13 protein-coding genes are annotated in these 13,235 nt (G+C 61.5%); 5 read left to right on the top strand and 8 right to left on the bottom strand.

The features are described 5' to 3' along the window. Nucleotides 1-17 precede the first annotated feature (17 nt). A complete protein-coding gene (gene moaA, locus ACA074_RS16200; protein ID WP_497657523.1) occupies nt 18-1,016 on the bottom strand; it encodes a GTP 3',8-cyclase MoaA in 999 nt (332 codons plus the stop codon). Nucleotides 1,017-1,168: 152 nt separating this feature from the next. Further along, the gene (locus ACA074_RS16195) at nt 1,169-2,020 is read right to left on the bottom strand and encodes a CAP domain-containing protein (RefSeq protein WP_489881259.1); all 852 of its coding nucleotides are present in this window, start codon (nt 2,018-2,020) and stop codon (nt 1,169-1,171) included. A 199-nt stretch (nt 2,021-2,219) separates the two neighbouring features. Here ACA074_RS16195 and ACA074_RS16190 point away from each other — a divergent pair, with 199 nt between their 5' ends. Next, nucleotides 2,220-2,840 (top strand): cell wall hydrolase, encoded by a 621-nt coding sequence (locus ACA074_RS16190; protein ID WP_497614426.1) that lies wholly within the window; start codon nt 2,220-2,222, stop codon nt 2,838-2,840. On the opposite strand, the gene ACA074_RS16185 is transcribed toward ACA074_RS16190, so the two are convergent. After that, entirely contained in the window at nt 2,837-3,724 is an 888-nt protein-coding gene (locus tag ACA074_RS16185) for a LysR family transcriptional regulator (protein ID WP_497614424.1), read from the bottom strand. The two genes, ACA074_RS16190 and ACA074_RS16185, sit on opposite strands and share 4 nt — an antisense overlap. A 103-nt stretch (nt 3,725-3,827) precedes the next feature. Between ACA074_RS16185 and ACA074_RS16180 the strand changes: the two genes are divergently transcribed. Continuing rightward, nucleotides 3,828-5,240 carry an MFS transporter gene (locus ACA074_RS16180; protein ID WP_401269440.1) on the top strand — a complete coding sequence of 471 codons (1,413 nt, stop codon included), beginning with the start codon at nt 3,828-3,830 and terminating at the stop codon, nt 5,238-5,240. Between the two features lie 119 nt (nt 5,241-5,359). On the opposite strand, the gene ACA074_RS16175 is transcribed toward ACA074_RS16180, so the two are convergent. The 4 genes from ACA074_RS16175 to ACA074_RS16160 all read right to left on the bottom strand — a co-directional run bounded on the left by ACA074_RS16175 (nt 5,360) and on the right by ACA074_RS16160 (nt 8,646). Then, nucleotides 5,360-6,766 (bottom strand): heavy metal sensor histidine kinase, encoded by a 1,407-nt coding sequence (locus ACA074_RS16175; RefSeq protein WP_497677370.1) that lies wholly within the window; start codon nt 6,764-6,766, stop codon nt 5,360-5,362. After that, nucleotides 6,763-7,434: a heavy metal response regulator transcription factor gene (locus ACA074_RS16170; RefSeq protein WP_187680525.1), complete on the bottom strand. Its 672-nt coding sequence runs from the start codon at nt 7,432-7,434 to the stop codon at nt 6,763-6,765. Before ACA074_RS16170 ends, ACA074_RS16175 begins: the two co-directional genes overlap by 4 nt. A gap of 12 nt (nt 7,435-7,446) precedes the next feature. Further along, the gene (locus ACA074_RS16165; protein WP_401269444.1) at nt 7,447-7,704 is read right to left on the bottom strand and encodes a DUF2790 domain-containing protein; all 258 of its coding nucleotides are present in this window, start codon (nt 7,702-7,704) and stop codon (nt 7,447-7,449) included. 228 nt (nt 7,705-7,932) lie between these two features. Next, nucleotides 7,933-8,646 carry a murein L,D-transpeptidase catalytic domain family protein gene (locus ACA074_RS16160; RefSeq protein ID WP_187680527.1) on the bottom strand — a complete coding sequence of 238 codons (714 nt, stop codon included), beginning with the start codon at nt 8,644-8,646 and terminating at the stop codon, nt 7,933-7,935. A gap of 152 nt (nt 8,647-8,798) precedes the next feature. On the opposite strand from ACA074_RS16160, the gene ACA074_RS16155 reads away from it, so the two are divergent. Further along, nucleotides 8,799-10,415, top strand: a complete 1,617-nt coding sequence (locus ACA074_RS16155) for a L,D-transpeptidase family protein (RefSeq protein ID WP_497677369.1) — start codon at nt 8,799-8,801, stop codon at nt 10,413-10,415. A gap of 3 nt (nt 10,416-10,418) precedes the next feature. On the opposite strand, the gene ACA074_RS16150 is transcribed toward ACA074_RS16155, so the two are convergent. Then, nucleotides 10,419-10,934: an HvfX family Cu-binding RiPP maturation protein gene (locus ACA074_RS16150; protein WP_497677368.1), complete on the bottom strand. Its 516-nt coding sequence runs from the start codon at nt 10,932-10,934 to the stop codon at nt 10,419-10,421. Nucleotides 10,935-11,133: 199 nt separating this feature from the next. Here ACA074_RS16150 and ACA074_RS16145 point away from each other — a divergent pair, with 199 nt between their 5' ends. Both ACA074_RS16145 and aguA read left to right on the top strand, forming a co-directional pair. Continuing rightward, nucleotides 11,134-12,018 carry a LysR substrate-binding domain-containing protein gene (locus ACA074_RS16145; protein ID WP_497614414.1) on the top strand — a complete coding sequence of 295 codons (885 nt, stop codon included), beginning with the start codon at nt 11,134-11,136 and terminating at the stop codon, nt 12,016-12,018. 99 nt (nt 12,019-12,117) lie between these two features. After that, nucleotides 12,118-13,233, top strand: coding sequence for an agmatine deiminase (aguA, locus tag ACA074_RS16140; RefSeq protein WP_497677367.1), 1,116 nt, complete (start codon nt 12,118-12,120; stop codon nt 13,231-13,233). The last annotated feature ends 2 nt before the right edge of the window (nt 13,234-13,235 follow it).

Genomic DNA, 13,235 nt, shown 5'->3' with positions numbered 1-13,235 from the left:
CGCGTGGACGTGACGCATCAGCCGCCGGTCATGTTCATGAATCGCACGATTTGTACGTCATCGTTCACTTCAAAGTTGTGCCTGTAGGGCTTGAGCTTCATCGCTTCGATGATCGCTTTCTCCAGACGTTCCGGTTGCCCGGGATGGGCGCGCAGCACGGCTTTCAAGTCCAGCGAATGCTCGTTACCTAGACACAGTAGCAAACGCCCCTCCACCGTCAGCCTCACCCGGTTACAGGTAGCGCAGAAGTTGTGGCTGTGCGGAGAAATAAAACCCAGGCGAATCTGCGGGGCTTCGGCCAGCCGCCAGTAGCGCGACGGGCCTTGGGTCGATTCGGCGGAGTCGATCAGGGCGTAGCGTTCGGCGATCCGTTCGCGCACTTGTGCGCTAGAGAAAAACGATTCGGCGCGGCTGTGTTCGTCAATCACGCCCAGCGGCATTTCTTCAATGAAAGAAATGTCCAGCTCACGGTCGATGGCGAAGCTCACCAGATCATTGATCTCTTGATCATTTCGGCCCTGCATCACCACGCAGTTGAGTTTGGTGCGAGTGAAACCGGCCTTGCGCGCGGCATCGATACCCTCGATGACCTGTGCCAGATCGCCGGTGCGGGTCATCTGTTTGAAGCGCTCAGGGCAGAGGCTGTCGAGGCTGACGTTGAGGCGTTTAACGCCGGCGTCGAACAGCGGTGCGGCGAGTTTGCCCAGTTGTGAGCCGTTGGTGGTCAGGCACAATTCGCGCAGGCCGGGCAGGGCGGCGATCTGCTCGCACAGTTGCACCACGCCGGGACGGATCAGCGGCTCGCCGCCAGTGAGACGGATCTTGCGCGTGCCCAGTGCGACGAAGCTTTGTGCCAATTGGTAGATTTCCTCCAGCGTCAGCACTTGCTGGCGCGGCAGAAACTGCATGTCTTCAGCCATGCAATACACACAGCGAAAGTCGCAACGGTCGGTCACCGACATGCGCAGGTAGTCGACGCGGCGATTGAAGCCATCGATCAAGACGCGCTCTGACATGACAGCCTCGCTGTGGGGAAAACCGCTAACCGCGGATCTGGACGGCGCAGGGTATGGGCAATGTCGAACAGCGTCCAATCACTCTTAATGACCGGGTGATTGATGCCGTCGATGATCAGCAGAACACCACAAAAAGACTGTGGGCTTGAGATTTACTGCGCCCCAAACATCGCCGTCCAGTAAATCCCTGCATCGCTCCTCGGGTCGGTCGCATAAGCGGCGCCGAGTTCCTTGTACTGCGGGTTCATCAGGTTGGCGCAGTGGCCGGGGCTGGCGAGCCAGCCGTCGACGACTTTGCCCACAGTGTCCTGGCCGGCGGCGATGTTTTCGCCGACCAGTTGACCGCTGTAGCCGGCCAGTTCGGCGCGGTCACCGGGGGTGCGGCCGTCGCGGTCCTTGTGGTCGAGGTAGTTTTTGTTGGCCATGTCGCGGCTGTGATCCTGGGAGACCGTGCCCAGCGTCGCGTTCCAGGCCAGCGGTGCGGCAGCGGCGAAGGCCTGGCCGCCGCACTGGCGTGGCTGGCTGCGTGCGGCGTTGAGCTGCTCAAGCAGTTTTTGCCCTTCACCCTGCGCATCGCCAAGTTTTGCCGACAACAATGGCCGCGCCAGCACAACGCGCCAATCACGATCAGCGCGGCTGACACCGACATCGACGAACTGCGGATCGAGCACCACCTGACAGAAACTTTCTTGAATCGCCTGCATCGCCGACGCCGCATCGCGCGGGCCGTTGAGGGTGATCGCCTGTACGTTGACCATCGGGTAACTGGCGCTGGCCATGGCTTGCTGCAAATTGACAGCCCCACTGGCCGGTAGCCGCAGTCGCGGATCGGCCGACAGCGGTGGCAGTTCGCTGGATGCCTGAGCACCGCAACGTTGCGGTTCGCTGCGGTACTTGTTGATCGACTCGATCAGTTGCGACTCGTCGCTGGCCATGGTCGAGGCGGCAAAGGCCAGGCCGGCGGACAACGCGGCAAAGCGCAAAACGGATGGCATGAAGCGCATGGAGATCTCCCTTGAGCTGAATGCGCCCATGATGCGCGAAACGCCCCCGGTGGGTGCAATGTCTTTTTCTTGATTTGGCGGATTTTTCAGCGGAACGTTGCCCGCGATTTTGCCGTCTACACTCAGCCAAGACCCCGGGATGCGGGCGTCTCCCCTGCGTAACACCTTGCCCGACTCGGGCCCTGCCGGAAGAGCTGACATGGCATTGAAATGGTTGATTGGATGCGTTGCGTTAACCCTGTTGGCCGGCACTGCCATGGCCACCGATCAAACGCCGATCAAGGCAAAAGCCGAAGAGAAAGCCCAGGTGCTGGAAGAGAAAGCAGCGGACAAAGTCAGCGCGGCACCGGCGCCCAAATCCGAAGCCATCACCCCGACCGAAGTGCAAGCGGTGGACCCGGCCGGCGCCGCACCGCTGGATGATCCGATCACGTGCCTGGCGCGCAGTATCTACTGGGAAGCCAAAGGCAGGGACACCCCGGAGATGGAAGCCGTGGCCAGCGTGGTAATGAATCGCCTCGGCCATGAAGGTTTTCCCGACACCGTTTGCGCCGTGGTCAAGCAAGGCTCGGAAACCAAAAGCTGCCAGTTTTCCTGGTGGTGTGACGGGCGTCCGGATCAGGTCAAGGAAGATGCCGAATACGCGCTGGCCAAGGAAATCGCCGGCAAGGCGTTGAACCGTCAGCTCAAGGATCGCACCAATGGCGCGCTGTATTTCCATGACCGCAACGTGCATCCGAGTTGGGCCAAGGAATACCGGAAAACCGCCGAGACGAAAAAATTCCTGTTCTACAAACCCGCTGGCGGTGACGCGCGTTAGGCACAGACTTCCCGCACGCAGTTGCGCAACCAGCGATGCGCCGGGTCGGCGTCCATGCGCGGATGCCAGAGCATGGACACACTGATGGGCGGCATCTCGAAGGGCAGGGCGAAACTGTGCAGGCCGGTGCGCAGTTTGCTGGTGTGACGTTCCGGCACGGTGGCAATCAGGTCTGATTCACGAACCAGTGTGAGTGCCGCTGAAAATCCGCCGAATGAAGTGACAATGTCCCGCGTCAGGCCCAAGGCGAGTAACGCTTCATCGACCGGGCCGCTGCTGCGTCCGCGTCGTGAAATGAGAATGTGCTCTCCACCGGCAAAGCGCTTGGCGCTGATCTTGCCCGAACCCAATGGATGCCCCTCACGGACCACCCCGATCCAGTGATCTTCAAAGAGGATGCGGCTGTGCAGCGTCGGGTCGGTGCTGTCGTCGACCACACCAGTCTCCAGATCCACCCGGCCTTCGCGCAGCGGCGTGCTGTCCTTGTCGGCTTTCTGCACAAAGCGCAGGCGCACGCCGGGCGCTTCTTGCGCGATGCGGGCGAGCAGGGCAGCGGCGAAGGTTTCGACAAAACCGTCGGTGTTGCGCAGGGTGAACGTGCGCTGCAACTGGCCGGGATCAAGCACTTCGGCGGGACGCAAAACCGCCTCGGCGTCCTGCACCAGATGACTGACCCGTTCGCGCAACTCCAGCGCGCGCGGGGTCGGCACCAGGCCACGCCCGGCGCGCACCAGCAACGGATCGCCGGTGGTTTCGCGCAGACGGGCCAGAGCACGGCTCATGGCTGACGGGCTCAGGCGCAGACATTTGGCGGCGCGGGCGACACTGCCCTCACGCAGCAGCACGTCGAGGGTGATCAGCAGGTTCAGATCCGGTGCAGTCATGACATGGCGTTCTGTGCAGGTATTAAGTGCAAAGCATGCGTCTTGCGCCTTGTATTGTCGAGGCTCAGGCTACGACACATTAACTTTGCACAGTGAATGCGCCATGCCTCGACCACCCCTGAACACCACAGCCCGCTGGGCCCTGACCAGTCTGGCGCTGTCGATGTTGATGCCGTCGCTGGACACCAGCATTGCCAACGCCGGGTTGCCGATTCTGGCGGCGGCGTTTGAGGCGACGTTTCCACAGGTGCAGTGGATCGTTCTGGCCTACTTGCTGGCGATCACCACGTTGATTGTCAGTGTCGGGCGTTTAGGGGATGGCCTCGGGCGGCGGCGATTGCTGTTGATCGGCATCGGCATTTTTACTGCCGCGTCGTTGGCCTGCGCGCTGGCCCCGGGGCTGGGCTGGCTGATCGGCGCACGGGCGGTGCAAGGCCTTGGCGCGGCGATCATGTTCGCCTTGACGGTGGCGCTGGTGGCCGATGCGGTGCCCAAGTCCCGGGCGGGCAGTGCGATGGGATTGTTGGCGACCATGTCGGCCACCGGCACCAGCCTCGGCCCGTCGCTGGGCGGGTTGTTGATGACGCATGCCGGCTGGCATTCGATTTTTCTACTCAACGTGCCGTTGGGCTTGCTCAATGCGTGGCTGGTGTATCGCTATCTGCCGGCGGATCGGCCAGTCCGGGTGCGTATTGCGTTTGATTATTTCGGCACCGGGTTATTGATGCTGACGCTGGCGGCCTATGCGCTGGCGATGACCCTTGACGGATTCACCCCGGCGTTGCTGCTGATCAGCCTGTGCGGCGCGGGATTGTTCATTGCGGTCGAGATGAAGACCAAGGCACCGCTGATTCGCTTGTCACTGTTCGCCGACCTGCGGCTGAGTGGCAGTCTGGCGCTGACGCTGCTGGTGACCACGGTCATGATGACCACACTGGTGGTTGGCCCGTTTTACCTGAGCCGAGGGTTGGGCCTGACCAGCACGGTGGTCGGATTGGTGTTGTCGGTCGGGCCTTTGTTGGCGGCGTTCGGCGGCGTACCGGCCGGGCGCTTGGTGGATCGCTTCGGCGCGCGGAGAGTGGTGCCCGGCGCGTTGCTCGCAATGGCCTGCGGTTGCAGCCTGTTAGCGCTGTTGCCGATGAGTTTCGGCCTGCCTGCGTACCTGCTGCCGATGACGGTGATCGCCGCTGGTTATGCGTTGTTCCAGGCGGCCAACAATACCGGTTTGATGGCTGGGGTCAGCCAGGATCAGCGCGGCGTGGTGTCGGCACTGCTCGGGTTGGCGCGCAATCTGGGCTTGATCACCGGGGCGGCGGCGATGGGCGCGGTGTTTGCCGTGGCCACCGGCGATCCGACCCAAGCCCCGGCTGCCGTTATTGCCACTGGGTTGCACATCACCTTCGGCGTCGCCACGGCCCTGATGGTCATGGCCCTGATCATCAGCCGAGCGCAGATCAACTGTAGGAGCGAGCCTGCTCGCGATAGCGGCGGCACAGTCAAAATCTCAGGTGACTGACCCACCACCACTTTCTGTAGGAGCTGCGGCACGCTGCGATCTTTTGATTGCAAAGATCAGGATCAAAAGATCGCAGCCTCGTTTCACTCGACAGCTCCTACAGGGACTTGTGGTGGATGTCAGCCCCGGGATTCGCGGGCGGGGAAAAACAGTTCGAAGCACGTCTCGCCATCGACGCTGCTCACAGCATAACGACCGTGATGCAACTGCATGATCGTCGCAACGATCGACAGGCCCAGCCCGTTCGATTGCGCAGAGCGCTCGCGAGACGGGTCAACGCGGTAGAAACGTTCGAACAGTCGCGCCAGATGTTCCGGCGCAATCGTCACGCCCCGGTTGCGCACCCGCAGATAACTGCCGTCAGCCTCGGCAAACGCCTCTACCTGTACCGTCGAATCCGCCGCGCCGTACTTGATCGCATTGGCGCACAGATTGGCCAGCGCCCGGCGCAGCAACATCGGCTCGGCCCAGATCACGCCGCTGCCTCGCGCCTCGATGCACACGCCGACATCCGCCGCCAAGCCTTCAAAGTAATCGGCGATGCGTTGCATCTCATCGCTGGCGTCCAGCTCCTGACGTTGATTCAAGGCACTGGCCGGATCGGTGCGCGCCAGAAACAGCATGTTGTCGAGCATGCGCGTCAGCCGCTCAAGCTCCTCGACATTGGAGGCGAGCAACTGCTGATACGCCTCGACGCTGCGGTTCTGATGCAGCGCGACCTGAGTCTCACCGAGCAGGTTATTGATCGGTGTGCGCAGTTCATGGGCCATGTCGGTGGACACCTGGCTCAACTGCGCAAAGCCCTTGGCGAGGCGGTCGAGCATGGCGTTGAACGCCTCGATCATCGGCTGCAACTCTCGCGGTGCGCCATGGCTGCCGAGACGTTCACCGAGGTTGCCGACGCCGATACCGTGGGCGTGGTTGGCCAAGCGCCGCAACGGTAACAGTCCGCGATACACCAGCAGACAGCCAATCACCGCCAACATCAGCGCCGCCAGCGACGCGAAGCCATAAACACTCAAACGATAATTGGCGAGCATCGCCGTGCGCTCGCTCATCAGGCGCCCGGACTGTACTTGCAGATTGCCCAGATCGCCGGAATCGATGCTTGCCGCCACGGCCGAAAACGGCACGCCGTTGACGTCGGGCAGATGCTGCACGTCGTTCAGCGACAGCGGCCGGTCAATCGGCACCGCCGGCAAATTTGGCGTGGCCAGGTTGCCGGGATTGACCACCAACAGCGGCGGCTGGCCCGGCGCGCCGATGGTCAGCAGCGCTTCGTGGTTGCCGAGCATGTTCTGGAACAGCGCCGGTTTGTTCTTGATCAGCTCAAGGGTGTTGCTGTCGTTGAGGAAACTGCGCAACTGATCGACGCGACTGACCAGCGCCGTGTCGTCGCGCCGGATGAGTTGTTCTTCAAGCTCGCTGTACAGCGCCGCGCCGAGCCCGGCCAGTGAGGCAAAGGCGAGCAGGGCGAACACCAGTGCCAGGCGCAGGGTCAGGGAATACGGGCGATTCGTGCTCATGGCTGAGTATCGAAGCGGTAGCCGATCCCGCGCACGCTGTGGATCAGCTTGAGCTGGAACGGGTCGTCGATCTTAGCCCGCAAGCGGCGCACGGCGACGTCGACCACGTTGGTATCACTGTCGAAATTCATGTCCCACACCCGTGAAGCGATCAGTGAGCGCGCGAGCACTTGCCCGGTGTGGCTGGCGAACAGTTGCAGCAGGGCGAACTCCTTGTTGGTCAAGGTGATCCGCACCCCGGCGCGGGTCACGCGGCGCTTGAGCACGTCTATCTGCAGATCGGCCACTTGCAGTTGTTCGTCTTCATGAATCGGCCCGCGTCGGGTCAGGGTGCGCAGGCGCGCCACCAGTTCGGCGAAGGAAAACGGCTTGATCAGGTAATCGTCGGCGCCCAGCTCCAGGCCCTTGACCCGGTCGGCAATGTCATCGCGGGCGGTGAGGAAGAGCACCGGCGTGTCGGCTTCCTTGCGCAGCCGGCGCAGGACTTCCCAGCCATCCATTTTCGGCATCATCACATCCAGCACGATCACGTCGAAGCTGTGCTCCAGCGCCAGATGCAGCCCGTCGGCGCCATCCCGGGCCAGGCTTACGCTGTAGCCCAGTTCCTGCAAACCGTTGAGCAGATAATTGCCGGCCTTGGGTTCGTCTTCGACAACCAGAATATTCATGGGCGATCAGTCTCAATGGTCGTTGGTGCAGCCGGTGCCTTGTACTTGATAGTCCAGCACATGTTCACGGCCCTGATGATCGAGGTAGTTCAGTTGCGCCGGAATCACGCCGCAGGCCTGTGAAATATCGGTGCTGGACAGGACTTTGTCGACATCCAGGTGCACGAAGAAGCCGGTTTTGTCATGAATCACGGCGGTGGCAGGCGTATCGGCGGCGAATACTGAACCGGTGGCGAGGAGGGCGGAGAAGGCGAGGATCAGGGTTTTCATGATGAGTCACTCAGTGGCTGAAGTTGATCGGCATTGGCGCCGGGACAACTTCAGGCTACCGAGCGATCCGCACGGCAAACCGACAACTGAATGACAAAGTTGTAATGAAACGAATTGCACAACGTCACCCCTGTAGGAGCTGCCGAAGGCTGCGATCTTTTGATTTTTTCAAAAAAAACAGATCAATAGATCGCAGCCTTCGGCAGCTCCTACAGGGTTTTGCGGTGTTTAGCTGGCGTGAGTACTCAAAATGCTCGCCACCTGCTGCGGCTGGCAATTGAGGTACGGCGACTTTTTCAGCCAGCGCTGATCCGGGTACCACGAAAACATGAACTGGCCGTCCTTGAGTTTGTCGATCACCTGCTTGGCAATCTGCGGCCGAACCGCCGGGCAACCCTGACTGCGGCCGATGCGACCCTGACGTTTGCTCCACAACGGATTCACATAGTCGGCGGCGTGGATGACGATGGCGCGGTCGCGGGCCATGTCGTTGAAGCCCGGTTCCAGGCCGTCCATGCGCAGCGAATAACCGTGAGTGCCACTGTAGCTTTCCTGAGTGCGGAACAGGCCGAGGCTGGACTGATAACTGCCTTCGACATTGGAAAACTGCGTGGCGAAGTTTTCACCGGAATTGGAGCCGTGGGCGACCAGATCGCGCAGCACCAGTTTTTTTCGGTTGAGGTCGAAAATCCACAGTCGGCGCTCAGTGGACGGTTGCGAATAATCGATGATTGCCAGGTGGCGGGACGGTTTGGCGCCGTTGTTGACCGCACATTGCATGGCGCTCAAGGCACCTTTCAGCGCTTGGGCATTGAGTTCTGGCGCGGCGTGCGCGAGGCTGGTGAACAAAACCGGCGATGGTTTGCCGGCGGCGAAAGCTGGGCTGGTCACGGCGACAAGGGTCACGGTGCTCAGCAGAAGTCGGCGCAAAAACGTCAACATTTATAAAGTGTCCTCAGCTTGCTACTTATTTGGCACTTTGGCTCCTGACGTCCAGTCGTAACCTGCAGGCCGGAAGATTCGAGCCTGACTGTTCAGCGCACCTGATGTAAGGTTGGCCATCATCTGGATGGCCATGGATTGGAGTAAAGCAGTTGTTCAAAAAGTACGCATGCTACTTGAGCATTTGTTTGCTCGCTGCGCCGTTTGTCGCTTGTGCCGATGAGCCGCTGCCACCCTTGCAGACGCTGCCGACGCCACCGGCCGAAATGCCGGTCGAGCCGCAAAGCCCTTTGCAGGCTGTGATGATCGGTCTGCGACAGTCATGCCCGGCGATTGCAACGCAGCTCAATGGCCCGGCGCTGGAACAGTTAAAAGGCTTCTACCAACAGCAGGACTGGATGCCGGTGTGGGCCAGTGAGTCCGGACGATTGCAGGCGTTGCAGGGCCAATTGCAGTTGTTGGCCGACGATGGCCTCAGCCCGAAACGCTATCCGGTCGCCACCACTGCACCGCAGGACGGCGAGCTGTGCGCCGACATCGACATCAGCCGCTATTACCTGCAAGCGCTGCAGGATCTGCATTACGGCCGTCTGCTGCAATCGCACTTCGAACCGCTGTGGCACGCCGACGAAGCGCCGCGTGACCGTCAGGCGGAATTGTTGTCGATTGCCGTACCGGGCATGCATGACATTCCGGCGGCGTTCGATCTCGCCCGGCCGCGTTTGACGCAATACCAGAATCTGCGTCAGCTCTACGCCGCGCAAAGGATCAAAGCCTTGCCGCAATGGCAGTCGGTCGGCAACGGCCCGCTGCTGCGCCCGTCCATGGAAGACAAACGCGTGCCGGAACTGGCGTTGCGTCTGCACAGCGAAGGCTATCTGACCGATTACATCGCCACGCCCGGCAATGCCTACGAAGGCGTGCTGGTGGAGGCGGTGAAAAGCTTCCAGGCCAACCATTCGTTGCAGGCTGACGGCGTGGTCGGGCCGGGCACGATTGCCGAACTGAACATAAGCCCGCTGACCCGCCGCGACCAACTGCGGGTCAACCTCGAACGTTTCCGTTGGATGGCCCAGGACATGGAGCCTGATGGTTTGCTGGTCAACGTCGCTGCGGCCGAGCTGATGCTGTATCAGGGCGGCCAGCCAGTGTGGCAGACACGCACCCAGGTTGGCCGTGCCGAGCGCCAGACACCGTTGCTCAAATCCCGCGTCACGCGTCTGACCCTGAACCCGACCTGGACGGTGCCGCCGACCATCTGGAAGGAAGACAAACTGCCGGAGATTCGCAAGGACCAGACCTTCCTCAGCCGCCAGAACCTGCAAGTGCTCGATGCCAACGGCCAGCCGCTGGCCGCTGCGGACATCGACTGGGACAATCCCGGCAATATTCTCCTGCGTCAGGACGCCGGGCCGCGCAATCCGTTGGGGCAGATGGTCATTCGCTTCCCCAATCCGTTCTCGGTGTACCTGCATGACACGCCGAGCAAGGCGCTGTTCGACAAGGGGCCGCGGGCATTCAGCTCCGGTTGTGTGCGGGTCGAGCACCCGATGCAACTGCGCGATCTGCTACTCACACCGGCGGAAAAGGCCCGCACCGAGACCTTGCTCGCCACCGGCACCACCCACGAGTTCCGCTTGTCGGCGCCGGTGCCGATCCTGATGACCTACTGGACCGCGCAAGTCGACAACGCCGGCCACGTGCGCTACGCGCCGGACATCTACAGCCGTGACAACGCGTTGCTGGTTGGGCTGGATCGCGCGCATTGAGCCTTAGCGGGTGCTTCGCTTCCAGAACACCCGCGCCAGCCAGGCATCGACACTCAACTTGCCGGCCCCGGCGAAGACCAGCGGCACCAAAGCGGCCAGGTAAATCGCCGGCAGCTTGAAGTTGCCGAAGCCCTTGTTGGTGATCGCATAACCCTGCGCCAGCTCGCTCAACGACGACCAGTCTGCGGGCCAATGCACGGCGGCGGTGGCAACGACAGTCACCACGATCAGCGCAATGGCCGAAATTCGTGTGCCGAAGCCAATCAGAATCGCCAAGGCACAAATCAGCTCGGCCCACATCGACAGCTCCCAATTCAGCGTCGCCGGCAGGTGGTCGAAGGGAAACGGGAAGCGCTCCTGAATGTCTTCGAACCAGTTCTGGCCGTTGAACTTCTCCAGCCCCGACTCGAAAAATTCCCAGGCGATAAACAGGCGCAAAGTCAGCGGCGCGAGCCAGGTGCCGGCGCGGTCGAGGTTCAGGTGCAGGCCTTTGAGGGCGGAGGGAAGGGTCGAGGTCATGGCAGTTCTCCGGTGGATTTTAGAAGTTGAATCGACCGGTGCATTTGAGCCTTGGGGTGTATCGGTGATGTGTCGTCGGGGTGGGGAATTGTGCGGTGGGTGTGTCTGCGGTGGGGCGATATACAGTGCGATACAGTCTGCACGCTGGACGCGCATCACCTGTCCGGTCAGCATGGCCGAAAAAAACGGATCAAACCCCATGCGACGACTCCCCTCACTGGCCGCCCTGCGTACCTTCGAATGCGCCGCCCGCCACGCGCATTTCGGTCGCGCCGCCGCAGAGTTATGTGTCACCGACAGCGCCGTCAGCCATCAGATCCGGCAACTGGAAGAACAGCTCGGCGTCTCACTGTTCATCCGCGAAGGCCGGCAGATTCGCCCGACCATCGCCGCCGGGCGTCTGATGCAAAGCTTGCAACAGGCCTTTGAACTGATCGGCGATGCCTGCGATGAACTGCGCGACCCGTCTTCGCTGGCGGTACTGCGCCTGGCCGTGACCGCTGAGCTTTCGCAGAAGTGGTTGATGAGTCGCCTCAGCGATTTTTACGCGCGCTATCCGCACATCACTTTGCACCTCTACGAACAACCCATCGACGCCAGCGCGCCGGGCGAGGATATCGATCTGGCGATCACCTACGGCACCGGCCCGGTGGACAGCAGCGCCTATTTCGTTCGCCCTTTGCCTGCGTTGCAATTCTTCCCGGTGTGCAGCCCCGGACTGTTCAACCAAGGCACCCTGAAAAACCCGAAGGATCTGGCTCGCCACTGCCTGCTGCACGATGATCAGGACGGCAAGACCTGGACCGCGTGGCTGACCAGCCATGCCGGCGATCAGCGCCCGCAACGCCAGTTGTATTTCGCCCACGCCGGGTTGGCGCTGGAGGCGGCGGCGCAAGGGCAGGGCGTGGCGATGGGCGACAATCTTACTGCCCAGGAAGACTTGCAGAACGGTCGGCTGGTGCGGCCATTTACTTCCAGCATGACGGCGCTGGGCCAATACGCGCTGGTTTGCGAACGGGTGCGACTGGAGCGTCCGGCAGTGGCGCAGATGCTTGAATGGTTCAACGATCAACTGGCTGATTGATGAGTTGAATTCAACTGTTCCGCAATAATCATCGTTGGCGGGCGCGCTGCCGACGACCTTAGCCTGTGGTCATTCCCATCCCGAAGACGAGGTTTGACCATGGCACGTTTGCTCGACTCCACCCCCAAACACGACGGCTTTCGTCTGCCCGGCGAATTCGAAGCCAAGTCTGGCTGCTGGCTCGGCTGGCCAGAGCGCACCGATGTCTGGCGCAACGGCGCCAAGCCAGCGCAGAAAGTCTGGGTGCAGATCGTCACGGCCATTTCGCGAAGCGAACCGGTCACCGTGTGCGCTTCTGCCGCGCAATTCGCTACCGCCCGCCGGCAGTTGCCGCCGCAAGTGCGCGTGGTGGAAATGACCTGCAACGACACCTGGTTTCGCGACAGCGGCCCATGCTTTGTGGTCAACGATCAGAGCGGTGAAGTGCGCGGTGTCGACTTCGAATTCAATGCCTACGGCGGTCTCGACGGCGGCCTGTATTACCCGTGGGACAAGGACGATCAGATCGCCTGCAAGATCCTTGAGATCGAACGCCTCGACCGTTATCGCGCGCCGTTGATTGCCGAACTCGGCGGCATCCAGAGCGACGGCCAGGGCAGCATCCTCACCACCGAACAATGCCTGCTCAACCGCAATCGCAACCAGCATCTGGGCAAGGACGAAGTCACTCGGCGGTTGAACGATTACCTCGGTGCCGAACAGGTGATCTGGCTGCCACGGGGCTGCAAGTTCGATGAAACCGACGGCCATGTCGATGACCTTGCTTGCTTTGTTCGTCCCGGTGAAGTGGTCCTGCAATGGACCGACAACCGCGATGATCCGCAGTGGGAAATCTATCAGGAGGCCTACGACATCCTGCGTAGCACCCGCGACAGCCGTGGCCGCGAGTTGATCGTGCACAAATTGCCGCAACCGGACGTGTTGGAGTGGACCGCCGAGGAAGCCGAAGGTATCGATCAGCAAGACAGCACCCACACACGGCAGGCCGGCACGAAAATCTGCGCGTCGTACATCAACTACTACGCCGGCAATAGTTCGATCGTCGTTCCCCTGTTTGGTGATCGCCAGGACAACATCGCTTTGGCGACCCTGGCCGAACTGTTCCCGCAGCACAAAATCGTCGGCATCGAAAACTCCCGGGAAATCCTCCTCGGCGGCGGCAACGTCGCGTGCATCACCATGCCGCAATACGCCGGCCTGAAGAAAGGAGCCTGAGC

The organism is Pseudomonas sp. LBUM1655 (assembly GCF_059716085.1).
Note: the sequence above shows the minus strand (reverse complement) of the source record. Positions and strands in the feature narration are given on the sequence as shown.